This window comes from Kitasatospora aureofaciens, assembly GCF_019192735.1.
Taxonomy (GTDB): domain Bacteria; phylum Actinomycetota; class Actinomycetes; order Streptomycetales; family Streptomycetaceae; genus Kitasatospora; species Kitasatospora aureofaciens_A.
In genome coordinates, this window is sequence record NZ_JAHTKP010000088.1 from 1 (window position 1) to 26,333 (window position 26,333).

Sequence of the window (26,333 nt, forward strand, 5' to 3'; positions counted from 1 at the left end):
ACTTTTGGCACGCTGTTGAGTTCTCAAGGAACGGACACTTCCTTCGGACCGCCTTCCAGCGGGCCCTCCGGGCGCTTCGTTCTTTCGTGTTTCCAGCTTATCAGATGTTTTCCGCTCCGTTTTCCGGAGTTTCATTCATCCGACCGGCTTTTGCCTTTCGGCGCTCCCGAACTCTATCAGAGTTTCTCGGGCCGTTTTCCGCAGTCCTTCTCGAATTCAGATTCGAGAACTTCCTGCGGGGCCGTCCCGTGGGGCAACCCGGAGAACATTACGCACCGGGCTGCCCCACGTCAAACCAGCCTCAGGAGGCTCAGACCTCGACGACGACCGGCAGGATCATCGGCCGGCGGCGGTAGTTGTCCGCCACCCACTTGCCGATGGTCCGGCGGACGAGCTGCTGGACCTGGCGGGGCTCCAGGACGCCGTCGCTCGCCGAGCGGTCCAGGGCCTCCTGGAGCTTGGCGACGACCGGCACGAACGCGCTGTCCTCGATGCCGGAGCCGCGGGCCTGGATGGTCAGGCCGCCCACGATCTTGCCGTTCGTGGAGTCCACCGCGACGAAGACGGAGATGAAGCCCTCCTCGCCGAGGATCCTGCGGTCCTTCAGCGAGGCCTCGGTGATGTCACCGACCGAGGCGCCGTCCACGTAGACGTAGCCGGCCTGCACCTTGCCGACGATCCGGGCGACGCCGTTCTCCAGGTCGACGCAGACGCCGTCCTCCGCGATGACCACGCGGTTGCGCGGCACACCGGTGGCGACGCCCAGCTCGGCGGCGGCCCGCAGGTGGCGCCATTCGCCGTGCACCGGCATCAGGTTGCGCGGCTTGCAGATGTTGAAGAAGTACAGCAGCTCGCCGGCCGAGGCGTGGCCGGAGACGTGCACCTTGGCGTTGCCCTTGTGCACGACCTTGGCGCCCCAGCGGGTCAGGCCGTTGATCACGCGGTAGACGGCGTTCTCGTTGCCCGGGATCAGCGAGGAGGCGAGGACGACGGTGTCGCCCTCGACGATGCGGATCTGGTGGTCGCGGTTGGCCATCCGGGACAGCGCCGCCATCGGCTCGCCCTGCGAGCCGGTGCAGATCAGCACGACCTCCTTCTCGGGCAGGTCGTCGAGCACCTTGACGTCCACGACCAGGTTGCCGGGGACCTTCAGGTAGCCGAGGTCGCGGGCGATGCCCATGTTGCGGACCATCGATCGGCCGACGAAGGCGACCTTCCTGCCGTACTCGTGCGCGGCGTCCAGCACCTGCTGGATGCGGTGCACGTGGCTGGCGAAGGAGGCGACGATGATGCGCCGGTCGGCGTTCGCGAAAACGTTTCGCAGCGCGGCCGAGATGTCCCGCTCGTGCGGGATGAAGCCGGGGACCTCGGCATTGGTGGAGTCCACCAGCAGCAGGTCCATGCCCTCCTCGGCCAGCTTGGCGAAGGTCGGCAGGTCGGTGAGGCGGCCGTCGAGCGGCAGCTGGTCCATCTTGAAGTCGCCGGTGGCGACGACCATGCCGGCGGGGGTGCGGATGGCCACGGCCAGCGCGTCCGGGATGGAGTGGTTGACCGCGATGAACTCGCAGTCGAAGGGGCCGATGCGCTCGCGCTCGCCCTCCTTGACCTCCAGCACGTACGGCCGGATGCGGTGCTCGACGAGCTTGGCCTCGATCAGGGCGAGGGTCAGCTTGGAGCCGATCAGCGGGATGTCCGGGTTCTCCCGCAGGAGGAACGGGACGGCTCCGATGTGGTCCTCGTGCCCGTGGGTGAGGACGATGCCGTCGACCTTGTCGAGGCGGTCCCGGATGTAGCTGAAGTCCGGGAGGATCAGGTCCACGCCGGGCTGCTCGTCCTCGGGGAAGAGGACGCCGCAGTCGACGATCAGGATGCGGTCCCCGAATTCGAGCACCGTCATGTTGCGGCCGATCTCGCCGAGGCCGCCGAGCGGAGTGATGCGGAGGGCGCCCTCCTTCAGAGCGGGGGGCGCGCCGAGTTCGGGATGCGGGTGACTCAAAAGACTCTCCTCACGACGCACGCCATATGCCCGGGGTCCTCCCCCTGGAGACATATGGCGTGCGTACTCAGTGTCGTTCTTCCTACTGGGTCTGTGCTCTCGCGCCTTCGGTCCGGTCCAGCGGCGGGCCCGTGAGGGTCCGGCGAGCCGGGGCGCGCACGTCCGTGTCTGTTACAGGTGTACCCCGCCTGCGGCGAGATCCTTCTTCAATTGCGCGATCTCCTCGGGCGTCGCGCCGATCAGCGGCAGCCGCAGCGGGCCGGCCGGCAACCCCTGGAGGCCCAGCGCGGCCTTGGCGAGGATCACGCCCTGGGTGCGGAACATACCGGTGAACACCGGGAGCAGGCTCTGGTGGATCGCCGTGGCCTTGGCCACATCGCCGGACAGGTACGCCTCGATCATCGCCCGCAGCTCGCCGGCGACGACGTGCCCGACGACGCTGACCACGCCGACGGCTCCGACCGACAGCAGCGGCAGGTTCAGGATGTCGTCCCCGGAGTACCAGGCAAGGTCGGACCGGGCGATGGCCCAGGCGGCCGCGCCGAGGTCGCCCTTGGCGTCCTTGTTGGCGACGATCCGCGGGTGCTCGCCGAGGCGGACCAGCGTCTCGTGGCTCAGCGCGACGCCGCTGCGGCCCGGGATGTCGTACAGCATGACCGGCAGCCCGGTGGCGTCGGCGATGTGCACGGTGTGCCGGTACAGGCCCTCCTGCGGGGGCTTGCTGTAGTACGGCGTGACGACCAGCAGGCCGTGTGCTCCGGCGGCCTCGGCCTGGCGGGCCAGCCCGGCGCTGTGGTGGGTGTCGTTGGTGCCGACCCCGGCCACCACGTGGGCGCGGTCCCCGACCGCCTCCACCACGGCGCGGACGAGCTGGGCCTTCTCGGCGTCGCTGGTGGTCGGGGACTCGCCGGTGGTGCCGTTGACGACGAGACCGTCGTTGCCGGCGTCGACGAGGTGCGTGGCGAGGCGCTGGGCGCCGTCGAGGTCGAGTCCGCCGTCGGCGGTGAACGGGGTGACCATCGCGGTCAGCACCCGGCCGAACGGCGTCTGGGGGGTGGAGGTCGGAGCCATGCGTCCAAAGCTACTCGTAGGCGGTGGGGCGGTACCCACACCGGTCCAGGGTTCGGACAGGGGCCGGCGCGCTGAGCGGCCGAAACGGGCGGCGACACGGCGGTGAATGGGATTCCGGTGCTGTCTGCTCGGGGGTTCAGGCAGCACCGGAATCCGTGTTCACGAATGTAGGGAGGGGCTGGAAAAGCCGCAATCCAGACATGCCAGACACCCTGCCCATATGCTCATCGTGCCAGGTCAGGGGGCGACCCGGCCGTGCTTCTCGAAGGCCGCATGGGTGAGCGGCATGAGCCGCGCCCACTGCTCCTCCATCTGCTCGGCGACCATCTCGATCTCGCGCTGCGGGAAGGACGGCACCGCCGAGTTCTCCCGCTTGGTCCGCAGCGACAGGAAGTGCATCAGCGAACGGGAGTTGCAGGTCGCGTACATCGAGGAGAACAGGCCGACCGGCAGCACCGCGCGGGCCACCTCGCGCGCCACCCCGGCCGCCAGCATCTCCTGGTAGCGGGCGTACGCCTCGCGGTACGCGGCCTCCATCGCCTCGGTGGTGGTCTTGTGCTGCTCCGGGCTGCCCTCGACGAACTCGTAGCGGCCCGGACGGCCCTGCTGGACCAGCTTGCGGTCCTCGGCCGGCACGTAGAACACCGGCTCCAGCTCGCGGTAGCGGCCGGACTCCTCGTTGTACGACCAGCCGCTGCGGTGCCGGTGGAACTCGCGGAAGACGAAGATCGGCGCGCTGATGAAGAAGGTCATCGAGTTGTGCTCGAACGGGGTGCCGTGCCGGTCGCGCATCAGGAAGTTGATCAGGCCCTTGGACTTCTCCGGGTCCTGCTGGACCGCCTCCAGGGACTGCTCCCCCGCGGTCGAGACGCGGGCCGCCCAGATGACGTCCGAGTCGGCGGCGGCACTGCGGACCAGCTCCACCGTGACGTCGCTGCGGAACCGGGGGGCCGTCGTATCGTCGCTCACGCGTTACTCCTTGCGGGTTCGGTGCTGTGCAGCCGGATGGCGTGCTGCATGGTCTTGCGGGCGCGCGGGGTGTCACCGGCGTCGGCGTACGCCACCGCCAGCCGGAACCAGACCCGCCAGTCGCCCGGAGCTGCCTCCGCCTCGGTCTGCCGGCGGGCGAACACCGCGTCGGCCGAGGCCCGGTCGATCCGCCCGCCCTTGCTGCGCTTCAGCTCGTCCACCGGCAGGCCGCCCTCGGCCTCCAGCTCGCGGGCGAGCTGCTCGCTGGCCCGTCCGAAGCGGACGGTCTGGCGCAGGAACCAGACGCCGATCAGCGGGATGACGAAGGCGCAGAACCCGATGCCGATGCCGAGCGGCTTGCCGGTGGCGATGAGCTGCACGCCCTCGCCCACGCAGATCAGCGCGACCAGCAGCAGCACGCCGGCGAGGACGAAGAAGCCGGTACGAGAGGTCATTCGGGGCTCACAGGTCCAGGAAGTTTTCGAGGCCGAAGGTCAGCCCCGGGTGGTCGACGACCTTGCGGACGCCCAGCAGGATGCCCGGCATGAAGCTGCTGTGGTGCAGCGAGTCGTGCCGGATGGTGAGCGTCTCGCCGGTGTCACCGAACATCACCTGCTGGTGGGCGAGCAGGCCGCGCAGCCGGACGGCGTGCACCGGCACCCCGTCCACGTCGGCGCCGCGCGCACCGGGCAGGCTGTGGGTGGTCGGGTCCTGCTGCGGCGGGCGGCCGGCCTCGGCGCGGGCGGCGGCGATCAGCTGGGCGGTGCGGGTGGCGGTGCCGCTGGGGGCGTCGGCCTTGCGGTCGTGGTGCAGCTCGACCACCTCGACCGACTCGAAGTACCGGGCGGCGGTCTGGGCGAACTTCATGCCGAGGATCGCGCCGATCGAGAAGTTCGGCGCGATCAGGACGCCCACCGGCAGCGGCGGCAGGCCGGTGGCCTCGGCCGGGACGAGCCAGCCCTCCAGCTCGCCCAGCCGCAGGTCGTCCCAGCCGGTGGTGCCGGTGACCACGTGGATGCCGTTGTGGACGCAGTAGTCCAGGTTGCCCATCACCGAGTCCGGGTGGGTCAGCTCGACGGCGACCTGCGCCCCGGCCTCGGTCAGCTCCTCCAGCCTGGACCCACGACCGAGGGTGGCCACCAGCTCCATGTCCGGAGCGGCCTCGACGGCCTTGACCGCCTCGGAGCCGATCCGTCCCTTGGCGCCGATCACGGCGACACGCAGCGTCATAGCGAAGTTCCTCTCACACCAGCAGATCGGCGAGCTTGGCGGCCCGCTTGTCGTTGACCGGGCCGATCAGCGCCAGCGACGGCCGGTACGCGCCCAGCACATCACGGGCCACCGCCCGGACGTCGTCCAGGGTCACGGCCGCGATCCGCTCCAGCATGTCGTCCACCGACAGGTGGTGCCCGTAGCTGAGCTCGGCCTTGCCGATCCGGTTCATCAGCGACCCGGTGTCCTCCATGCCGAGCACGGTGGAGCCGGAGATCTGGCCGATCGCGCGGTGCAGTTCCTCCTCGGTGATGCCCTCGGCGACCACCTTGGCCAGCTCCGCGCGGCAGATCCGCAGCACCTCCTCGACCCGCTTGGGCTGGCAGCCGGCGTAGATGCCGAACAGGCCGCTGTCCGCGTAGGACGAGGAGTACGAGTACACCGAGTACGCCAGGCCGCGCTTCTCGCGGATCTCCTGGAACAGCCGGGAGCTCATCCCGCCGCCGAGGGCCGCGTTGAGCACGCCCATCGCCCAGCGGCGCTCGTCGTGCCGCGGCACGCCGGGCACGCCCAGCACCAGGTGAGCCTGCTCGGTGGCGCGGTTGAGCACCTCGATCTTGCCGGCCGTCCGCAGCGCCTTGACGCCGCGCCGGGCCTCGGCGGGGGCCGCGTCGGAGCGGGCCAGCAGCGGCGCGAACGCCTGCTCGACCTGCTTGACGACCTTGCGGTGGTCGAGGTTGCCGGCCGCGGCGACGACCAGGTGCTCGGGGCGGTAGCGGCGGTGGTAGAAGCCGGCGACCTGGTCCCGGGTGAGCGTCCTGATGGTCTCCTGGGTGCCGAGGATCGGGCGGCCGAGCGGGCCGCTGCCGTAGATCACCTTGGCGAACAGGTCGTGCACCACGTCGCCCGGGTCGTCCTCGGCCATCGCCATCTCTTCGAGGATGACGCCGCGTTCGGCCTCCACGTCCTCGGTGCGGATCAGCGAGCCGGTGAGCATGTCGCAGACCACGTCGATGGCCAGCGGCAGGTCGGTGTCCAGCACCCGGGCGTAGTAGCAGGTGTTCTCCTTCGCGGTGAAGGCGTTCATCTCGCCGCCGACCGCGTCCAGGGCGGCCGAGATGTCCAGCGCGCTGCGCCGCTCGGTGCCCTTGAAGAGCAGGTGCTCCAGGTAGTGGGTGGCGCCGTTGAGCTGCGGGGTCTCGTCCCGCGAGCCGACGCCGACCCAGATGCCGAAGGTCGCGGAGCGCACCGTCGGCAGGGTCTCGGTGACGACCCGCAGGCCGCCGGGGAGGACGGTGCGGCGCACCGTGCCGGCGCCGTCGACGCCCTTGAGCAGGGTCCGGGTGGTGCCGGGGCGCTGCTTTACCGCCGGGGCCTGGGCCACGGGGGGTACCTCCAGAGGAAACGCACGCGGGAAAGAACGTACGGACGAACGCGTGGACAACAGGGTGCGGCCCGCACGCCGGGAGGCGTACGGGCCGCAAGGGGTCAGCTAGCGGCGCTTCACTCGGAAGCGGCCTCGCCGCCCTCCTCGCCCTCGATGACCGGGATGAGGGAGAGCTTGCCGCGCGGGTCGATCTCGGCGATCTCGACCTGGACCTTGGCGCCGACGCCGAGGACGTCCTCGACGTTCTCGACGCGCTTGCCGCCGGCCAGCTTGCGGATCTGCGAGATGTGCAGCAGGCCGTCCTTGCCCGGCATGAGCGACACGAACGCGCCGAAGGTCGTGGTCTTGACCACGGTGCCCAGGTAGCGCTCGCCGACCTCCGGCATGGTCGGGTTGGCGATCTGGTTGATCGTGGTGCGGGCGGCCTCGGCGGCCGGGCCGTCGGAGGCACCGATGTAGATGGTGCCGTCGTCCTCGATCGTGATCTCGGCGCCGGTGTCCTCCTGGATCTGGTTGATCATCTTGCCCTTGGGGCCGATGACCTCACCGATCTTGTCCACCGGGATCTTGATGGTGATGATGCGCGGGGCGTACTGCGACATCTCGTCCGGAGTGTCGATCGCCTCGTTCATCACGTCGAGGATGTGCATGCGGGCGTCGCGGGCCTGCTTCAGCGCGGCGGCGAGCACCGACGCCGGGATGCCGTTCAGCTTGGTGTCCAGCTGGAGGGCGGTGATGAAGTTGCGGGTACCGGCGACCTTGAAGTCCATGTCGCCGTACGCGTCCTCGGCGCCGAGGATGTCGGTCAGCGCGACGTAGTGGGTCTCACCGTCGATCTCCTGGGAGATCAGGCCCATGGCGATACCGGCGACGGCGGCCTTCAGCGGCACACCGGCGTTCAGCAGCGACATGGTGGAGGCGCAGACCGAGCCCATCGAGGTCGAGCCGTTGGAGCCGAGCGCCTCGGAGACCTGGCGGATGGCGTACGGGAACTCCTCGCGGGACGGCAGGACCGGGATGATCGCCCGCTCCGCCAGCGCGCCGTGGCCGATCTCGCGGCGCTTGGGCGAGCCCACGCGGCCGGTCTCGCCGACCGAGTACGGCGGGAAGTTGTAGTTGTGCATGTAGCGGCGACGCGTCTCCGGGGAGAGCGTGTCGAGCTGCTGCTCCATGCGCAGCATGTTCAGCGTGGTGACACCCAGGATCTGGGTCTCGCCGCGCTCGAACAGGGCCGAGCCGTGGACGCGCGGGATGGCCTCGACCTCGGCGGCCAGGGTGCGGATGTCGGTGACGCCGCGGCCGTCGATGCGGACCTTGTCCTTGATGACGCGCTCGCGGACGATCTTCTTGGTCAGCGCGTTGTAGGCGGCGCTGATCTCCTTCTCGCGGCCCTCGAACTCGGGGAGCAGCTTCTCGGCGGCCAGCGCCTTGACGCGGTCCAGCTCGTTGTTGCGCTCCTGCTTGCCCGCGATGGTGAGGGCCTGGGCCAGCTCGTCCTTGACGGCGGCGGTCAGCGCGGCGAGCACGTCGTCCTGGTAGTCCAGGAAGACCGGGAACTCGCCGGTCGGCTTGGCGGCCTGGGCGGCCAGCTGCGACTGGGCGGCGCAGAGGACCTTGATGAACGGCTTGGCGGCATCGAGACCGGCGGCGACGACGTCCTCGGTCGGGGCCTCGGCGCCGTCGGCGACCAGCTTGATGGTCTTGTCGGTGGCCTCGGCCTCGACCATCATGATCGCGACGTCGCCGTCCGGCAGGACGCGACCGGCGACGACCATGTCGAAGACGGCCGACTCCAGCTCGCTGTGGGTCGGGAAGGCCACCCACTGGCCGTTGATCAGCGCGACGCGAACGCCGCCGATCGGGCCGGAGAACGGCAGGCCCGCCAGCTGGGTGGAGGCGGAGGCGGCGTTGATGGCCACCACGTCGTACAGGTGGTCCGGGTTGAGCGCCATGATGGTGCAGACGACCTGGACCTCGTTGCGCAGGCCCTTGACGAAGGACGGGCGCAGCGGGCGGTCGATCAGGCGGCAGGTGAGGATCGCGTCCTCGGAGGGCCGGCCCTCGCGACGGAAGAACGAGCCGGGGATGCGGCCCGCGGCGTACATCCGCTCCTCGACGTCCACGGTCAGCGGGAAGAAGTCGAAGTGCTCCTTCGGCTGCTTGGACGCGCTGGTGGCCGACAGCACCATGGTGTCGTCGTCCAGGTAGGCCACGGCGGAGCCGCCGGCCTGACGGGCCAGGCGGCCGGTCTCGAAGCGGATGGTACGGGTGCCGAAGGAGCCGTTGTCGATGACGGCCTCGGCGTAGAACACGTTCTCTTCCACCTGGAAGATCTCCTCTTTCGTACGTCTCCGGGAGAGCGTCCCCGCGCATTGCCTGCCGGTTGGCCCTGAGCCCTCCTGTCAGGGAGGGCGGCAGTCGGGCCGGTCTTCGATCGAAGCCTCCGGGGCGCCCCGCTCGACTGCGGGGCTTCCGGGGGCCACTACCGAGGACCGGCGCCTCACGGCTGCCGGGCCGGGACGGGCGGTCCGCGTCTGGACGCTCTCTCGGATGCGGGCGGCTTCCGTTTGAAGCCTTCGGCCCGCGGGGGGTTCGGGTCTTTCTGCCCGGGTGGCGCGCTGGTGCGCCATCACCCGGCATGCCCACAACCCTACGGTGCAATCCTCGGCCACCTGGGGAGGTGCGCGCGAGTTGTTATGTCCGGGCGCCGCGGCTCAGCTGCCGCGGCATACGCGCGAGGGGCGGCTCCCCGGTGTGGGGAGCCGCCCCGAGCGGCGTTCTCAGCGGGCGCCGCCGGCGGCACCGCGGCGGATGCCCAGGCGGTCGACGAGCGTACGGAAACGCTCGATGTCCTTCTTGGCCAGGTACTGCAGCAGGCGGCGGCGCTGGCCGACCAGGATCAGCAGACCACGACGCGAGTGGTGGTCGTGCTTGTGGAGCTTGAGGTGCTCGGTCAGGTCCGAGATGCGGCGCGAGAGCATGGCCACCTGAACCTCGGGGGAGCCGGTGTCGCCCTCCTTCTGGCCGAACTCGGCGATGATCTGCTTCTTGACGTCAGAGGCGAGAGCCACTGCGAACTCCTTACGAGGTGATACCGAGCGGTCCTGGTCTACGGCACAGGACTCTGCGAGAACTCGGTGTCGTAACGCGGGCGCCGCCTGCTGTCTCCGGCCCTGCGGGTGGACACACGGCTGCGCTCGAAGGCCAAGGGTACCAGCGCCGCCCACCCGGCCGGTCGGCGGGTGCTCAGCCGGTCGCTCCGCGCACCAGGCGGTAGACGTCCAGGACGGCGAGGGCCAGCGGGACGAGGGTGATCAGGGTGAGGCCGTCGACCAGGTCCAGGATGCGCCCCCAGAAGGGGGAGACGCCGAGCCGGGGCACCACCAGGGCGATCGCGGTGAGCACCGCGGCGCCGAGGGCGATGGCGCAGGCCAGCCAGACGGTGCGCAGGTCGACGTCGGTGGCGCCGGCGGCGGTGCGGATGAACCGCGGGGTGTGCAGCGACAGGCCGACGACCAGCAGCGAGAGGCCGAGCAGCCCGGCGACGGTGAGGCCGAGGACCTGCGCGGTGTAGCGGAACAGCCGGGCCCGCAGCATGGTGGCGAGGCCGATCGCGAGTGCGAGGAGTTCGGGGAACACCCCGTCGGTGAAGCCGAGCACCGTGCAGGCGCCGACGGCGACCGCGGCGCAGCCGCCGACCAGGCCGACCAGGACCTCGTGGCCGCGGCGGGCCTGCTGGGCGATCCGCTCGTACTGGACGGTCTCGTCGCGGCCCTCCTCCTCGGAACCGCGGCTGCGGGTGCGGGCCTGGCCGGGGGCGCTGAAGCCGACGGGCAGCCGGGCGAAGCGGGCGGACAGCCCGGGGAGGAAGCCGATCGCGGCGACGGCAGCGACGCCGGTGACGGCGGCGATGTGGCCGGCCGGGGTGCCGGGCAGCAGGACGGCGGCAAAGGCGGCGAGCGCGCCGGCCGTGGCGACCAGGGCGGCGGCGACGAACACCGCGTCGCGCTCGGGCAGCAGGCCGACCAGCAGGACGGCGGTCACCAGGGCGGTGACGCAGCCGACCAGGAACTGCAGCCGGCCGGGGCCGTCCCCCGGATGGGTGACGGCGAGGACGCCGCTGCCGGCGATCATGGCGTGCGGCAGCGCGCCGAGGCCGAGGGCGAGCGCGGCCTGCGCGTCCCGGTAGACCCGGGCGCGGACGCCGGCCAGGGCGGTGAGGACGACGGCGGTGACGCCGGCCAGGATGCCGGGCAGGCCGTGCATGTCGTGGCGCAGGGCGGAGAACCAGAGGGCGAAAGCGAGCAGCGTCAGCAGCACGGTGGCGCCGGTCAGGCCGAAGGCCCGCATGAGCTCGGGGCTCCAGAACCGCCGGTCCGCCATGACGGCGCCGGCGATCGCGTCGGCGACGTCGTCGTAGACGGCCGGCGGGAGGGACTCGGCGAACGGGCGAAGCGCGAGCAGCTCGCCGTCGCGGATCTGCTGGGCGGCCAGCGACAGGCTGCTGTCGAGGACGGTGCCGTCCCGGCGGACCAGGTGGAAGCCGGTGGGGGTGCCGTCGGGCTGGGTCGCCCGGGCCAGTCGCAGGACCTCGGGGTAGACGTCCGCGAGCGGGACGTCCTCGGGCAGGGCGACGTCGATCCGGCGGTCCGGGGTGACGACGGTGACCCGGCAGAAGCCGGTGGTGATGGTGTTCATCCGCCCACCTCGGTCGTTCCACGCACTGGGCGTTCCCCCTTGTTCGGCCTTGTTCCACGATGCCGCGGCGAACCCGCCCGGCGCGCCCGCGAGTTGGCGCGGCGTTACCCTACCCGCTCGGTTCGCACCCGGTCCCGTCGGCGGCTGGGTCCGGTGGGAGCATTGGGACTGGCGGAGCGTGCGGGTGCGACCAGTAGGATCGGCGCGGCCTGATGGCCGTAGTCAGCGATCAACGCCTCGGGGTGGGGGACGACGTGGGTGTGATCATGGTCAAGCGCCCGGCCAGGGCGTATCCGCCGGCGGTGCCGGACGAGCCGGTGGAGCTGGTCAGCCCGCCGGAGCTGCCCCGGCAGGGCGGCGAGGACTGGATGATGAGCATCCTGCCGATGCTCGGCATGGGCGGCTCGGCGGTGTTCTTCTTCGCGCCCAACGCCCAGGCCCCGATGAGGATCATGGGCGGTCTGATGATCGCCTCGACGGTCGGCATGGTGCTGGCGCAGATCGTCCGGGCCCGCCGCGGCGGCTCCAGCGCGACCTCCGACGCCCGGCGCGACTACCTCAAGTACTTGCAGCAGATGCGCCGGCGAGTCCGCCGCACCGCGGAGCGCCAGCGCGGCGCCCTGCTGTTCCTGAACCCGGCGCCGGACCAGCTGTGGTCGATCGTCGCGGACGGCCGGCGGCTGTGGGAACGCCGTACCGGGGACGCCGACTTCGCGCAGATCCGGGTGGGCCTCGGGCCGGTGCAGCTGTCCACCCCGCTGGTGGCGCCGCAGACCGCGCCGATGGACGAGCTGGAGCCGCTGTCGGCGGCCGCCATGCACTCCTTCCTGAGCGCGCACGGCACGCTCCAGGACCTGCCGCTCGCGGTGTCGCTGCGCGCCTTCTACCACGTCACGGTGTGCGGCGACCCGGACTCGGTGTACGGCAACGTGCGCGCGATGATCGCCCAGTTGACCACCCTGCACTCGCCGGACGACCTGCTGGTGGCGGTCGCGGCGGCGCCGGGCGCGGCCGGGGAGTGGGAGTGGACCAAGTGGCTCCCGCACAACCAGCACCGCAAGGAGACCGACGGCGCGGGTTCGCGCCGGCTGACCGCCACCGGCCTGGGCGAGCTGGAGTACCTGCTCCAGGAGGAACTCTCCGGCCGCCAGCGGTTCGTCCGCGACGCGGCGGCGCCGCCGGACCAGCCGCACCTCGTGGTGGTGATGGACGGCGCCGCGGTGCCGCACGACTCGCTGCTCGCGAGCCCGGAGGGCGTGCAGGGGGTGACCGTCATCGAGGTCGTCCCGGGCGAGCTGGACGAGCCGAGCGGGCACCTGATGGTGACCGTCCGCCCGACCGAGCTGGTGCTGCACGCGGCCTCCGGGGCGACCTACACCGGCACGCCGGACCTGCTGTCGATCTGGCAGTCCGAGGCGCTGGCACGGCAGTTGGCGCCCTACCGGATCTCGGCCGGCGGCGACGACGAACCGTTGCTGTCCAACCTCGACTTCACCGAGCTGATGGGCGCCGGCGACCCGGGCTCCTTCGACGTCACCCGCAGCTGGCGCCCGCGCGCCCAGCACGAGCGGCTGCGCGTGCCGATCGGCGTCGGCGCCAACGGCGAGCACGTGTACCTGGACATCAAGGAGGCCGCGCTGGAGGGCATGGGCCCGCACGGCCTGTGCGTCGGCGCGACCGGCTCCGGGAAGTCGGAGCTGCTGCGCACCCTGGTGCTGGCGCTGGCGATGACACACTCCTCGGAGATGCTGAACTTCGTCCTCGCCGACTTCAAGGGCGGGGCCACCTTCGCCGGCATGGCGGACATGCCGCACACCTCCGCGGTGATCACCAACCTGGAGGGCGAGCTCACCCTGGTCGACCGCATGCGGGACGCGATCGAGGGCGAGCTGCACCGCCGCCAGGAGCTGCTGCACCGGGCCGGCAACTACGTCAACATCCACGAGTACGAGCGGGCCCGGGCGGCCGGCGCGGCCCTGGACCCGCTGCCCTCGCTGGTTCTGATCATCGACGAGTTCTCCGAACTCCTCACCGCCAAGCCGGACTTCATCGAGATGTTCATCCAGATCGGCCGGATCGGCCGGTCCCTCGGAGTTCATCTGCTGCTGGCCTCGCAGCGCCTGGAGGAGGGCAAGCTGCGCGGCCTGGACACCTATCTCTCCTACCGGATCGGCCTGCGCACCTTCTCGGCGGCCGAGTCACGGGCGGCGATCGGCGTGCCGGACGCGTACCACCTGCCGCCGGTGCCGGGCGTCGGCTACCTCAAGATCGGTGACGACGTGCTGGAGCGGTTCAAGGCCGCGTACGTCTCCGGGCCCTACCGGGCGCCGGGGCAGCAGCGGTCCACCGGCGGGCAGCGGACGGGCGCGCGGCCGGTTGAGTTCACCGCGGCCGAGGTCGAGGTGCCGGAGCCGGCCGCGCAGGAGGCCGCGGCGCAGCCGGTGGAGCAGGACGACGCCCTGGTCGACACCGTGCTGGACGTGTTCGTGCAGCGGATGGCGGGCCAGGGCCCGGCCGCGCACCAGGTGTGGCTGCCGCCGCTGGACGCCGCGCCGAGCCTGGACCAGCTGCTGCCGCCGCTGCAGGTGGTGCCGGAGCGCGGGCTGACCGCGCCGGGGTACCCGGTGGGCCGGCTGCGGGTGCCGATCGGCGTCGTCGACAAGCCGCGCGAGCAGAAGACCGACATCCTGGAGCTCGACTTCGCGGGGGCGGCCGGCCACGGCCTGATCGTGGGCGGCCCGCTCTCGGGCAAGTCGACGGTGGTACGCACCGCGGTCACCTCGTTCGGCCTCACCCACACCCCGCGGGAGGTGCAGTTCTACCTGCTGGACTTCGGCGCGGGCAGCTTCCGGTCGCTGGCCGGGCTGCCGCACGTCGGCGGGGTGGCCGGGCGCCTGGACGTCGACAAGGTGCGCCGGATGGTCTCCGAGGTGCACGGGGTGCTGAACCGGCGCGAGGAGCTGTTCCGGACCGCCGGGATCGACACCATCGCGACGTACCGGGCCCGCCGGGCCGCCGGGCAGCTGCCCGACGAGGCGTTCGGCGACGTGTTCCTGGTGATCGACGGCTGGAACACCTTCAAGCAGGAGTTCGAGGTCCTGGAGCCGGTCATCGGGGACATCGCCCAGCGCGGCCTCGGCTACGGCGTCCACCTCGTCATCACGGCGGCCCGGTACGCGGAGGTGCGCCCGGCGCTCAAGGACCTGCTGCAGAACCGCACCGAGCTCAAGCTCGGCGACTCGATGGAGTCCGAGGTCGACCGCCGGCTCGCACAGAACGTCCCGGCGCTGGCCGGGCGCGGCGTCACCCCGGAGCGGCTGCACTTCCTGTCCGGCCTGCCCCGGCTGGACGGCTCGTCCGCGGTGGACGACCTCCAGGACGGGGTGGCCGGCCTGGTCTCCGCCGTCGACTCGGCCTGGACGGGACCGCGCGCACCGGAGGTGCGGATGCTGCCCGCCGTCCTCGACGGGTGCACGCTGCCGAAGGGCTTCGAGCACCCGGAGCGCGGGGTGGCCTTCGGCGTGGACGAGGCGGAGCTGGCGCCGGTCTTCGTGAACTTCGAGACCGACCCGCTGTTCATCGTCTTCGGGGACACCCAGTCCGGGAAGTCGGCGCTGCTGCGGATGCTGGTCAAGCAGATCACCGAGCGGTACACCCCTGACCAGGCGGGCATCGTGGTCGGCGACTACCGGCGCGCGCTGCTGGACACCGTCCCGTCGGGGTACCTGGCGGGGTATGCGGCGACGCAGAACGCTTTGTCGCCGATCGTCGACATGCTGCGCGGGGCCTGCTCGCGCCGCCTGCCCGGGCCGGACGTGACCGCCGAGCAGCTGCGCAACCGCAGCTGGTACAGCGGCAAGGACATGTTCGTGATCGTGGACGACTACGAGCTGGTCGCGACGGGTTCGGGCAATCCGCTGGCGCCACTGGCCGAGTTCCTGCCGTTCGCCCGGGACATCGGCCTGCGGGTGATCGTCGCGCGCAGCGCGGGCGGCGCCGGCCGGTCGCTGTACGAGCCGATGATGCAGCGGATGCGGGAGCTGGGCGGGCAGGGCGTGATCCTGTCCGGGAACCGGGACGAGGGCGTGCTGCTGGGGACGGTCAAGCCGCAGCCGCTGCCGCCGGGCCGCGGGCTGTACGTGTCGCGGCGGGCCACCAGCGGGCAGACGGTCCAGACGGGCTGGCTGCCGGAGGTGTGAGCCGCACGGCCGGCCACCCGGAAATCCACTACGGAGGGTGATCGAAGGGGTCGGGCTCGCCGGAGCCCGACCCTTCCGCGTCCCAGGTGCTGAAACGTTACCTAGATCTTTCCGGCGCGGGGCTGCGGTTCCCGTACCCCGTCCGGGGATTGCGAGGGCCTCACGGGGGCACCTGGGCGTACCGGCGTCCGATCCGAGCACAGCCTTCGAAAGCGTGCTTTCAACACTCTGTTTACCTTGGATTCAAGTGCGACGCGGCAGAGGTAACAACTCGGACAAACGCCACAATGACCGTACGTGATCATCGGATCGCATGTTTATGCGCTCTCCCGCAACGGATTCCGCAGCAGTTCCGGCGTTGACGCAGTCAATACGCCCAAGGTTCCATTGCGGCCCGGGAGCGACCGGACCAGAACCCGAGCAGCCAGCACAGCGGAGGCGATACCGCTCCCACTCCAGGACCGCACAGAGCCGATCGGAAGCCACATGACCGACACGCTTCGCCCGCCACTCCCCGTAGCCCCCACTGCGGGCGAAACCGCCGCCCCCCAGCAGCTCAAGCGCTCGATCGGCGTCGTGGGGGGCACGCTCCTCACGCTGTCCTGCGTCACCCCGGCGTCCACGCTCTTCGTGATCGTGCCGCAGCTGCTCTCCACCATCGGCAGCGCCACCGCCCTGGCCATCGCGATCGGCTCGGTGCTCTGCATCGCGGTCGCCTTCTGCTACTCCGAACTCGGCACCCTGATCCCCAGCGCCGGCGGCGAGTACGCGATGGTCGGCACGCTGGCCGGACGGCTGGCCGGCTGGCTGGTCTTCGTCCAGTCGCTGATCGTGGTGATGATCGTCCCGTCGGTCATCGCGCTCGGCACCGCCGACTACCTCGCGCCGGTCCTGCACGTCGACAAGCCCATCGCGGGCGCCGCGGTGATGCTGGCCGCCACCCTGGCCGGCCTGCTGGACCTGCGCGCCAACGCCTGGATCACCGGCATCTTCCTGGTGCTGGAGGTCGTCGCGGCCGGCGTCGTCTCGGTGCTCGGCTTCTCCCACACCAACCCGGACCACCCCAGCCTGCTGCACGGTGTGGTCGCCGGGGACGGCGGAGCCACGAGCACGGTCGGTATCGGCGCCATCATCGGCGCGCTCGGCATCGCCCTCTTCGTCACCCAGGGCTTCTCCACCGCCGTCTACCTCTCCGAGGAACTGGAGAACCCCCGCCGTACGGTCTCGCGCACCGTGCTCTGGACGCTCGGCCTCTCGACCGCCATCATCCTGATCCCGGTCGCCGCCATCACCGTGGGCGCCCCCGACCTGCAGACCCTGGCCTCCGGCGACATCTCCGGCATGGTCACCGCCTGGAGCAACTCGGCGGTCGGCACGTTCATCAGCCTCTGCATCGCGCTGGCCATCATCAACGCCGGCATCGTCATGGTCATCCAGAACTCCCGGGTGCTGTTCGCCTCCGCCCGTGACAAGGCCTGGCCCGAGCCGGTCAACAAGGCCTTCGGCACCCTCGGCCGGTTCGGCTCCCCGTGGATCGCCACCCTGGCGGTCGGCCTGCCCGGCGCCGCGCTCTGCTTCGTCAAGGGCCAGCTGCTCAGCAACATCACCGGCGTCGCCGTCACCGCGATGTACCTGCTGGTCGCCGTCGCCGCGCTGCTCTCCCGCCGCGCCCACCACAAGCACGCCGCCGCCTGGCGGATGCCGCTGTGGCCGGCCGTCCCAGTGGTCCTGATCGCCGTCCTGGTCTACGTCATGACCCAGCTGGACACCGAGCCCCTGCTCTGGACCGGCGGCATCACCGCCGCCGCCACCCTCTACTGGCTGTTCTACCTGCGCCCCCGGCAGGACACCCGCTGGGTGATCAGCCTCCCCGAGGACCAGCAGCAGGCCTGACCCCCACCCCTCCCCCGCAGTGCAGTGCCCCGGGCTCCCCCTCGCCCGGGGCACTGCCGTGTTCAGCTGACGGTCACTTCTTCAGCTTCCACTCCGGGCTGGTGGCGATCGCCTTCAGCTGGTCGAGCGTGAACAGCGGCTTGTCCCCGGGCCCGTTGACGACCTGGACGTGCAGGCCGTCCGGTCGCAGCACCTCCACCCGCGCGGGCGAGGCCTTCGGGTTGACCTGATCCGCAGCAGCAACCGCGACCTTGGTGCCGTCGGGCAGGGTGGTCGCGTCCTTGAACATCGCCTGGCGATCCTTCTCGGCCCGCTGCTGCAGGTCCTTGTCGTCGTACGGCCTCCCCCAGTAGTCGACCCGCACGATCAGCCCGCCGCTGGTCTGCCCACCGGTCACCTGGTACGTGGTGACGTTGCCGTTGGCGTTGCGGGCCGAGGCCACCTGGAAGCCGGCGGGCAGCAGCTTGGCCAGGGTCGCCTGCTTCTCCTCCGGTGTCAGGCCCGGGTCCTCCACCGCCGGGTCGACCCCGTCGTACTTGACCGCGGCGACGACCCGGTCCCAGGACTTGTCGGTCACGATCGCCTTCAGCTGGTCCAGCGTGAGCGCCGGGTCGGGGCGGCTGTCGGGGGCGCCCTTCTCCTGCGCCGAGTTCCACTCGCTGAGGAAGATCTCCCCGCCGTCCGGACGGATCAGCGAGGCGAACCACTCCTTGGTGGTGGCCCGGTGGTTCGGGTACTCGTAGCCCTGGCTGAGTACGAGCTGGGAACCGTCCGGCAAAGTGGTGGTGGCGCAGGAGTCGAGCGAGGCGAGCTTGAGGTCCGCCGGGCAGGTGCGCGGCTGCGACTGGCCCTTGCGGTGCTTCTGGATCGAGAGGCCCATCAGCGACTTGCCCTGGCCGTCGTCGAAGACCAGGTTGGCGTACGCGGTCCTGCCGCCGTCCTTGTCCGTGCCGGTCCCCTTGGCGTCGGTCACCTGGCCCTTGGGCAGCAGGGCCTGGAAGGTGGCCAGCACCTCGCCGCCGCTGATCGGGGCCGCCGCCGAGGACTGCGCGGCGGTCGGGGTGGCGGTGCCGGTGGTGCCGGTCGCCGTCGGGGCGGCAGCGGCGCCGATCGTGGCGGAGGCCACCGGGGAGGCGCCGGTGGAGCCGGAGAGGTAGAACGCGCCAGTGCCGACCAGGGCGAGCGCGGCGGCGCCGCTCACCACGGCGGCGGCGGACCGCCGGCGCCAGCGGCGGCGGCCGCGGACCAGGCCGCCGGCCACCAGCTCGCCCTGCTCGGTGCGGAAGCCCTCACCCGTGCGGGTCATGGCGTAGAGCAGATCGTCCTCGAACTTGTCCGGTTCGGACATGGGTGATCACCGTCTCCTAGGCAGGTGTCGGAAGAGTGCTCAGCGGGCGACCAGCTCGGCCAGTGAGTCGCCGAGCAGGGTGCGCAGCCGGGCCAGGGCCCGGGTGGTGCGGGTGCGGACGGCGCCGGAGGAGGCGCGCAGCACCTCGGCGGTCTCCTCGACGCTGCGGTCCTCCCAGTAGCGCAGGACCAGCACCGCGCGGTCCTTGGCCGGCATCCGACCGAGCGCGTCGAGGAGGGTCAGCCGCAGCGTGCTGTCGGACTCGCGGCCCTCGGGCTCGGGCAGGTCGCCGGTGGGGCGCTCGGTGCTGGAGCGGCGGCGCTGCTGGGCGAGGAAGGTCCGCACCATGACGGTGTGGACGTAGGCCGCCGGGTTGTCGATCCGGTGCCGGCCGCCGGTCCAGGCGCTGCGCCGCCAGAGGACGTACATCCGGCTGAGGGCCTCCTGGACGAGGTCCTCGGCGTGGTGGGTGTCGCCGCTGGTCAGCAGGCAGGCCGAACGGTACAGGTGGCCGGTCCGGCTGGACACGAGTTCCAGGAACTCCGCGTCCTTGGCCTCCCGGCCGCACCCGATCCGCCTCATGTGCGCTGTCCCCCGTCGCTCGTGGTCGCTGACACCTCTTGGATGCGGTGGGCGGCGCGGGATGTTACAGCCGGGTCGGGACGGGTTTCCGGGGGCGGGTCGTCCGGTCAGTCGGTGGCGCGTCGCCGGTGGTCGCGCAGGACGACACCGCCGCCGACGAGCAGCGCGACGAGCAGGGCGCCGACGCCGAGCACGTAGGTCGCGGTGCGGCGGTCGCGGTCGGCCTGGGTCTCGCCGAGGCCGACCGGGCGGGGCACGATCGGGGCGGCGGCGAGCCGAACGGACGGGTTCGGCTCGGCCGTGGCCCGCGGGTCGTCCGGGGCCTGGGTGACGGCCTTCACCGGGTCCACCACGCCCCAGCCGATGAAGCGGTTCGGGCCGTGCTCGGTGCGCTGCGCGGTCTGCTCGATCCAAGCCCGCACCTGCGCGGGACTCCACCCGGGGTGCGCGCCGACCAGCAGCGCGGCCAGCCCCGAGACGTACGGGGCGGCGAAGCTGGTGCCGTTGTCGACACACTGGCCGCCGCGGGGGACGGTGGAGAGCATGTCGACGCCGGGCGCGGCCACCTTCACGAAGTCGCCGTACTGGGAGAACGGGGCGCGCTCGTTGTTGCGGTCGGAGGCGCCGACGGCGAGCACGGTGGGGAAGGCGCCCGGGTAGGTGTCGCCCTCCTTGCCGTCGTTGCCGGTCGAGGCGACCACCACGACCCGGTTCGCCTCGGCGGCCTCGATGGCGGCCTTCAGCTCGGGGTAGCCGGTGAAGCCGGTGGTGCCGGCGCCGCGGACGTCCTGGGAGATGTTGATGACCTTGGCGCCGCCCCGGACGGCCTGGTTGACGGCGTCGGCGAGCGTGGCGACGTCGCCGTTGCCCTCGCTGTCGTTCTGGCGGATCGACAGGATCCTGGCGTCCGGCGCGAGCCCGACGAAGCCGGTCCGGTCGGAGCGGGCGGCGGCGATGATGCCGGCGACCTTGGTGCCGTGGCCGACCGGGTCGTCCTTGCCGCCACCGGCGACCAGTTCCTTGGTCTCCCGGTTGCGCAGCAGGCTGCCGCCGTCCAGGACCTTGCCGGCGAGCTGCGGGTTCCGGTCGTCCGCGCCGGTGTCGATGACCGCGACGGTGACGCCCGCGCCGGTGGTCCGGCCGTGCTGCCAGAGTTCGTCGAGCAGCAGCCGTTGCAGCGCCCACGGCACCACCTGCACGTCGGGCGCGGTGGCCGGGCAGTCGCCGGCGGCGGCAATGCCGGGGCCGTCGGCGTGCGCCGGGGCGGCGAGCGGACCGGCCAGCACCGCGAACGCGGCCAGCGCCGCGGCCGTCCTCCGGTACCCGCGTGCGGACACCCTGCCACCCCTCACGTCGTCCACCCGTACCTGCGCCGTACCCACGTGACAGGGGCGGGCGCCCGGGATCCGGGCACCCGCCCCACGCGTTCCCCGAGGGAACGCCGGTCAGTGCTGCCAGAGGTTGGCGTTCTTGTCCTCGGTGCTCTTGTAGCTCAGCGCGGCCGCCTCCAGGGAGCCGGCGATCTGCGCGCAGACCTGCTGGAGGTCGGCGGCCTTGGCGTCCCACTGCGCCTGGTGGGCGCGGTAGCCCTGCTGGGCCGCGCCCTCCCAGCTCCCGGAGATCTTGGTGACGTCGCCCTTGAGGTCCTCCAGCAGTTGGTTGATGCGGGCGGCGGCGGCCTTGACCTCCTCGGCGGCGCTGTGGACGGTCTGGAAGTTCACGAGGATGTGGTCGGTCACGATGTCTCCCTGTCGAGGATGCGAGGCAGTTCGGCGAGCGGTGCGGTGATCAGTGCGGTGATCAGTGCGCGATCAGTGCGCGATCAGTCCGGTGATCAGCTCTGGACGCCGGTGAACTGCTGCTGCTGCTGCGCCTCGGTGGCCGCGTAGTGCTTGGTCGTCAGCTCGATCGCGTCCTTGATGGCCCGGAGCGACTCGTTGAGCTTGTCGATGTCCTCGTTGTACTGGTGCTGCAGCTTCTTGTAGGCGTCGGCCGCCTGCCCCTGCCAGCCGCCGGCGATGCCGTCCATCGTGCCGTTGAGCTTGGTGCGCTCCTGGGCGATCTTGCCGATGGCCTCCTCGATCCGCTTGGCGAATGCCAGCATCTCCTGGGCGGTCATCTTGAACTGACCCATGCTCCACCGTCCCCCATCGGGCAAACATTGTGTGATCGGCGGGCCGTCCGGCCCACCCCGTCCATCACCCCTGTGATGTCCAGGAGCACTGTAGTCGGCATACGCATCTCACCCAACACCGAACGCTGAGTAGTTACCAGACCATGACACGGACCCCGGCAGCCGCTCCAACTCCCTTGGGACGTCCGGTCGATCAGGCGTTCTGCTGCTGCACGGCGCCCTTCGCGCTCAGCGGCGGGCCGGCCGGCACCAGGTCCGACCACTCGTGCGGCACGGGCAGCGGCTGGAGGCCCTGGTAGCCCAGCCGCGCCTGGTTGCCGCCGGGCTCGTCGGGCTGCTGGGGCTGCTCCGACGCGGGAGTGCCCGGCTGGGATGTACTCGGCTGGGGTGCCGGCGACTTGGGGGCACTGCTCTGGCCCGGCTGCGCCGAGGGAGAGGCCGTCGCGCCCCGGCCGCCGTCGCCGTTGGCCGGCACTGAGTAGCGCAGGCCCGTCTCGGTGATCAGGTAGTCGGTACCGGAACCGCCCGTGCCGTTGTCCAGCGCGCGGTAGAACAGGCCGTGACCGGGCGTCACGTACGCCGCGCCCGCGCCGTTGTTGTACTGCGCCGGGAACTCCGGACCGGCCCAGACGCTGCGCCTGGGGGTGCGGCCGTCCTCGGCCATGCCGTCGAAGGTGCTGCACACGACCTTGCGTGCGTCCTGCCGGTCCTGCCAGTTGTTCACCGGTGCACCGGACTTGAGCGGCCAGTCGCCGTCGCCCGCGTTCGGCAGCGGGTTGCCGGTGCCGAAGCTCGCGTGGTCGGCCGGGGTCATCTCGTCGTTGCGGGGCTTCTTGTCCGCGTCGTACCTGTAGAGCACCTGGTAGGCCGGGTTCTGCCGGATCAGCTCGGCCTGGAACGGCGTCACCAGGAAGAGCCGGTCCCGGCCGACGACGTAGTTGCGGTCCTGGTAGTGCACCAGCCGGCCGATCCGGCGGTCGGCCTGGTTCTCCAGCGCCACCGAGGAGTTGGCGGCCTGGCTGTCCGCCACCCCGTCGATCGGCGGGAAGACGACGGCGCTGCCGGTCACCAGGGTGTCCAGCCACTCGCGCTTGACCGGCTGCGGCACGGCGTTCGGCCCGAAGACCGCGGTGATCAGCGACTTCTTCTCCCGGTCGTCCGCCTGCGGGGAGCCGATCGCGTGCCGGCGGCCCTGCGCGTCGACCAGGAAGATCCGCGCGTCACTCGGCCCGCCGGCCGGCCGGCCCTGCGCGGGCGAGGCGCTGACCTGCTGGTCGTCGGCCTGCTGCACCAGCATCAGCTGGTCCTGGCCGAGCATCCGGCCCTTGGCCTCCAGTGCCCCGGCGTCCGCGCCCGCGGCCACGAACACCGCCTGGTTGACGGTCTCCTGCTTGTCGTCCGAGCCCGGGCGGTCGCACACCGACCACTTCATCGGCCGGCCCGCGTTGTCCTTGCCGGGCAGCTTGTCCGGCGCGTACGGGATGCCGATCGTCGGCCCGTGGTGGGGGTAGCGGTCGAGCACGTCGTCGTCGACGACCACCACCTTGGCGTCGACCGGCAGCACCAGCCGTGCCGAGGACATGTTCAGCACCTGGTGCAGCCGCTTCGTATGTCCGTCCGGGTCGGTGAGGACGACGTACCGGGTGGTCGACGTCTTGCCCTGGATCACGTTCCTGCCGTCGTCCCAGTTCAGCGGCGCGCTCGGCCTGAACACCCCCCACACGCCGAAGCCGCCGACGATCACCGCCCCCACGACCAGGCTCGGCAGCACCGCTTTCACCGGGCGCGGCGCGTCCTCGTCGCTGCCCCCGCCGCCCGGCATCAGGAAGGCCCCCACCGTCCGCCTGCGCGCGAAGGTGTAGGCGTTCAGCTCGTCCCGGCGCGATGCCATGTTCGTCGTCTCCCCTGTCCGACCGACCTGCCCCCGAGTCCGCGATCGCCGGGCGGGAACGTGCTCGAACCCTCTACGATGCGGCAGCAGACGGTGAGTACGGTACGGGTACGGTCCGTGCGCGAGCCAGCGGGCCGTGGCAACCGATCGCCGTGGCAACCGATCAGAGAGGGTCACCCGGGGGATGCCAAGCCAGACCGCTCCAGGACGCCGCGGCACGGCCCGGGGCGGGGGGTCGCCCGCCGCCGGGCCCGTTCCGGTCCGCGTCCATCCCAGGCCCGGGCTGCTCGGCGGGCGGCTGAAGCTGCAGCAACTCGTGCTGGTCGAGGTCGCGGTGGCGCTCGTCGCGGTCGGCTGGACGATCAGCCGGACGGTCGCCGCCGGCCTCGGCGTCGTCGCCCTCGTCCTGGTCGTCCTCGCCGTCGTCCCGCTGCGCGGCCGGACCGTCCCCGAGACACTGCTGGTGCGTGCCGCCCTCAAGTCCCGCCGCCGGCAGGCCGGTTCCGCCCTGCCCCCGGCCGGCACCGACCCGGCCCTCGCCCCCGCGCTGGAACTCGAACCGGCCCTGCGCACCTGCACGCACGCCACCGAGGCCGACCTCGGCGGCCGGCCGATGCGCCGGGAGACCGGCATGATCGGCGACGGCACCTTCCTCAGCTCGGTGCTGCTCGTCCAGGCCAAGGACCAGCCGCTGCGCCCGGTGCGCACCGCGCTGCCGCTGCCGCTGGACGTCGTCTGCTCGGCGCTGCGGGTGGACGACATCACCCTGGAGTCCGTCCAGTTGGTGCAGCACACCCAGCCGGCCCCGGCCCCGCACCTGCCCGAGCAGTCGCTCGCCGCCCGTGCCTACCGCGAACTGCCCGGCGGCGCCGCCACCCCGGGCCTGCGGCTCACCTGGGTGGCGCTCAAGCTCGACCCGGAGCGCGCCGCCACCGCCGTCCGGGCCCGCGGCGGCGGCGAGGAGGGTGCCCGCAGGGCGCTCCAGCGCGTGACCGACCAGCTCGCCGGGCGGCTCAACAGCGCCGGGTTCCACGCGACCGTCCTGGACGAACGCGAGCTGATCGCCGCCCTCGCCATCGCCACCTGCGCCAACCCCCTCGCGGTGACCGGCCGCCAGGGCACCGGCGGCGGCGCCGGCACCACCCGCCGCACGCAGGAGGGCCGCCGGTACTGGCGGATCGACGACCGCTGGCACAGCACCTACTGGATCTCCCGCTGGCCGCAGCTCGGCCGGACCACCGCCCCCGACCTGGTCAACCTGATCACCGGCGCGCCCGCGCTGGCCAGCACCTTCAGCCTCACCGCCGGCCACGGCACCGGCGGCTCGGTCACCGTCAGCGGCCACCTGCGGGTGACCGGACGCAGCGAGAGCGAGGCCGCCGAGGCCGGCCGCCAGGTGGAGGCCCGTGCCCAGGGCGCCGGACTCGGCCTGACCCGGCTGGACTCGGAGCAGGCCCCGGGCGTCCTCGCCACCCTGCCCCTCGGAGGAACCGCCTGATGCCCCACCCGACCCGACCCGTGCCCGCCCCGCAGCCCCGGTCCCGGCCCCGGGTCCTGCCCGGTTTCGGCCTGCGCGGGCCACGCCGGGAGAAGCACGTGCTGGCCGCCGAGGACCTGGCGGCGCCGGCCTTCCCGGTCGGCGACGACGGCGTGGTGATCGGCGTCGACCCGCAGGGCCTGCCTGCCGTCCTCGGCCTGTTCCGGCCCGGCGCGTACGACCTGGTGCTGGTCGGCGGATTGTGGACGGCGCAGCTCATCGCGCTGCGGGCGGCCTCGGTCGGCGCCCGGGTCGCGGTGGAGACCGCCCGCGCCCAGGCATGGGGCCCGATGGCGCAGGCCGCGGGCGGCGGGCAGCCCTGTGTGACCGTCCACGCGGCCGGCCGGCTCGGCCCGCAGGGCGCCTCGGTGACCTCGCCGGTGCTGGTGGTGCGCGACCTCACCGCCCGTCCGCCGCGCAGCCGCCTCTCCGCCGCGCCCTGGCAGACCACCCTGACCGTGCTGCCCTGGCTCGTCCCGGAGGCCGTCCGGCTCGTCAACGCCGCCGACCTGGTGGGGGTGCAGCGGGTGCAGCCGCAGGAGGCCGACCTGCTCGGCCGGGTGCTCTCGCTCCCACCGGAGGACGTCGCCGCGCTGCCGGGCCTCGGCGACGACCTGACGCTCTGGACGACCCGGATGCGCCGTCAGTACGTTCGGGCCGTGGCAGGACCGGCCGAGCAGCAGGTCCTGGGCGGGCCGCGCCGGGTGGACTGACGCGGGCTGACCTGGTCGGCGCGAGGCCGGTGAGGGGTGCGGGTGTCCGGCCGGGATCGGACTCCGCCTTCAACGAGGCGTGCCGCACGGCCTAGTCTGTGAGGCGGCAACGGCACCGCTGAACAAGCGGCGGCGAACACGAGGGAGCCCTAGTGAGCAGCGATCGGGACGGCGTCTACGTCGGCGACAACGCGGCGGAGGACGACGACGATTGGTCCGACGCGCCCGACTACACTCCCCCGTCCTGGTACGTGCAGACGGACGCCCCGGCGGCCCCGGCTCCGGCCGTCATGCCGCCCCCTGCGTCGAACCCCGCCCACGCTCCCGCTCCGATGAGCGAGCCCGCCCCGCTGCCGGCGCCCGTGCCCGCCCGTGCCGCCGAGCAGCCTGCGCCGACCACCCCGGCGCCGCACGAGCAGCCCCCGACCCTGCCCGCACCCGACCCGGCCCAGGCCCCGCACGCCCCGTTCCCCGCGCCGACCCCGACTCCGCACGAGCAGCCGCCGGCCGTCGCCCCGGGCTGGCCCCCGGCGGCCCCGGCCGCGCACCAGCAGCCCGCCCCTGGCCCGGCCGCCACTCCGGGAGCGTGAGCAGGAAGCACGACGGTTCTCCGCCCTGACCCCCCGTGAGCAACATGTGCTGTGCGCGTTGCTCGCCGGCCGATCGGCGGCCGAGATCGCTGGGGAGGACCAGATCTCACTGC

20 protein-coding genes are annotated in these 26,333 nt (G+C 72.0%); 5 read left to right on the forward strand and 15 right to left on the reverse strand.

Features of this window, described 5'->3' with window-relative positions; translation table 11 throughout:
• Positions 1-310 precede the first annotated feature (310 nt).
• From KV557_RS38280 to eccD, 9 genes are all read right to left on the reverse strand, one after another.
• Positions 311-1,996 carry a ribonuclease J gene (locus KV557_RS38280; RefSeq protein WP_218206322.1) on the reverse strand — a complete coding sequence of 562 codons (1,686 nt, stop codon included), beginning with the start codon at positions 1,994-1,996 and terminating at the stop codon, positions 311-313.
• 171 nt (positions 1,997-2,167) lie between these two features.
• Positions 2,168-3,067, reverse strand: a complete 900-nt coding sequence (dapA, locus tag KV557_RS38285) for a 4-hydroxy-tetrahydrodipicolinate synthase (RefSeq protein ID WP_218206323.1) — start codon at positions 3,065-3,067, stop codon at positions 2,168-2,170.
• A 237-nt stretch (positions 3,068-3,304) separates the two neighbouring features.
• Positions 3,305-4,036, reverse strand: a complete 732-nt coding sequence (gene thyX, locus KV557_RS38290; RefSeq protein WP_218206325.1) for an FAD-dependent thymidylate synthase — start codon at positions 4,034-4,036, stop codon at positions 3,305-3,307.
• Entirely contained in the window at positions 4,033-4,491 is a 459-nt protein-coding gene (locus KV557_RS38295) for a hypothetical protein (protein WP_218206326.1), read from the reverse strand. Before KV557_RS38295 ends, thyX begins: the two co-directional genes overlap by 4 nt.
• Before the next feature lie 7 nt (positions 4,492-4,498).
• Positions 4,499-5,266 (reverse strand): 4-hydroxy-tetrahydrodipicolinate reductase, encoded by a 768-nt coding sequence (dapB, locus tag KV557_RS38300; RefSeq protein WP_218206328.1) that lies wholly within the window; start codon positions 5,264-5,266, stop codon positions 4,499-4,501.
• A 13-nt stretch (positions 5,267-5,279) separates the two neighbouring features.
• Positions 5,280-6,632 (reverse strand): M16 family metallopeptidase, encoded by a 1,353-nt coding sequence (locus KV557_RS38305; RefSeq protein WP_308130274.1) that lies wholly within the window; start codon positions 6,630-6,632, stop codon positions 5,280-5,282.
• Between the two features lie 119 nt (positions 6,633-6,751).
• Entirely contained in the window at positions 6,752-8,959 is a 2,208-nt protein-coding gene (locus KV557_RS38310; RefSeq protein ID WP_218206332.1) for a polyribonucleotide nucleotidyltransferase, read from the reverse strand.
• A gap of 456 nt (positions 8,960-9,415) precedes the next feature.
• A complete protein-coding gene (gene rpsO, locus KV557_RS38315) occupies positions 9,416-9,706 on the reverse strand; it encodes a 30S ribosomal protein S15 (protein ID WP_030245440.1) in 291 nt (96 codons plus the stop codon).
• Between the two features lie 175 nt (positions 9,707-9,881).
• Entirely contained in the window at positions 9,882-11,333 is a 1,452-nt protein-coding gene (gene eccD / locus KV557_RS38320; protein ID WP_218206334.1) for a type VII secretion integral membrane protein EccD, read from the reverse strand.
• Positions 11,334-11,587: 254 nt separating this feature from the next.
• Here eccD and eccCa point away from each other — a divergent pair, with 254 nt between their 5' ends.
• Positions 11,588-15,532 carry a type VII secretion protein EccCa gene (gene eccCa, locus KV557_RS38325; RefSeq protein ID WP_218206357.1) on the forward strand — a complete coding sequence of 1,315 codons (3,945 nt, stop codon included), beginning with the start codon at positions 11,588-11,590 and terminating at the stop codon, positions 15,530-15,532.
• A gap of 486 nt (positions 15,533-16,018) precedes the next feature.
• Positions 16,019-17,425 (forward strand): APC family permease, encoded by a 1,407-nt coding sequence (locus KV557_RS38330; RefSeq protein ID WP_218206337.1) that lies wholly within the window; start codon positions 16,019-16,021, stop codon positions 17,423-17,425.
• 73 nt (positions 17,426-17,498) lie between these two features.
• Here KV557_RS38330 and KV557_RS38335 read toward each other — a convergent pair whose 3' ends face one another.
• The 6 genes from KV557_RS38335 to KV557_RS38360 all read right to left on the reverse strand — a co-directional run bounded on the left by KV557_RS38335 (position 17,499) and on the right by KV557_RS38360 (position 23,380).
• Entirely contained in the window at positions 17,499-18,773 is a 1,275-nt protein-coding gene (locus KV557_RS38335; RefSeq protein WP_218206338.1) for a hypothetical protein, read from the reverse strand.
• A gap of 39 nt (positions 18,774-18,812) precedes the next feature.
• The gene (locus tag KV557_RS38340) at positions 18,813-19,355 is read right to left on the reverse strand and encodes a SigE family RNA polymerase sigma factor (RefSeq protein ID WP_218206340.1); all 543 of its coding nucleotides are present in this window, start codon (positions 19,353-19,355) and stop codon (positions 18,813-18,815) included.
• Between the two features lie 107 nt (positions 19,356-19,462).
• Complete coding sequence (mycP, locus tag KV557_RS38345; RefSeq protein ID WP_218206342.1) at positions 19,463-20,692, reverse strand: type VII secretion-associated serine protease mycosin; 1,230 nt, start codon at positions 20,690-20,692, stop codon at positions 19,463-19,465.
• A gap of 108 nt (positions 20,693-20,800) precedes the next feature.
• A complete protein-coding gene (locus KV557_RS38350; protein ID WP_218206344.1) occupies positions 20,801-21,094 on the reverse strand; it encodes a WXG100 family type VII secretion target in 294 nt (97 codons plus the stop codon).
• A gap of 95 nt (positions 21,095-21,189) precedes the next feature.
• Positions 21,190-21,489 (reverse strand): WXG100 family type VII secretion target, encoded by a 300-nt coding sequence (locus tag KV557_RS38355; protein WP_218206347.1) that lies wholly within the window; start codon positions 21,487-21,489, stop codon positions 21,190-21,192.
• Positions 21,490-21,682: 193 nt separating this feature from the next.
• Positions 21,683-23,380 (reverse strand): type VII secretion protein EccB, encoded by a 1,698-nt coding sequence (locus tag KV557_RS38360; RefSeq protein WP_218206349.1) that lies wholly within the window; start codon positions 23,378-23,380, stop codon positions 21,683-21,685.
• A 184-nt stretch (positions 23,381-23,564) separates the two neighbouring features.
• Here KV557_RS38360 and eccE point away from each other — a divergent pair, with 184 nt between their 5' ends.
• The 3 genes from eccE to KV557_RS44280 all read left to right on the forward strand — a co-directional run bounded on the left by eccE (position 23,565) and on the right by KV557_RS44280 (position 26,220).
• Complete coding sequence (gene eccE / locus KV557_RS38365; protein WP_218206351.1) at positions 23,565-24,878, forward strand: type VII secretion protein EccE; 1,314 nt, start codon at positions 23,565-23,567, stop codon at positions 24,876-24,878.
• Positions 24,878-25,630, forward strand: a complete 753-nt coding sequence (locus KV557_RS38370; protein ID WP_218206353.1) for a hypothetical protein — start codon at positions 24,878-24,880, stop codon at positions 25,628-25,630. The genes eccE and KV557_RS38370 overlap by 1 nt, the downstream gene beginning before the upstream one ends.
• A 152-nt stretch (positions 25,631-25,782) precedes the next feature.
• Positions 25,783-26,220 carry a hypothetical protein gene (locus tag KV557_RS44280; protein ID WP_218206355.1) on the forward strand — a complete coding sequence of 146 codons (438 nt, stop codon included), beginning with the start codon at positions 25,783-25,785 and terminating at the stop codon, positions 26,218-26,220.
• Positions 26,221-26,333 lie beyond the last annotated feature (113 nt).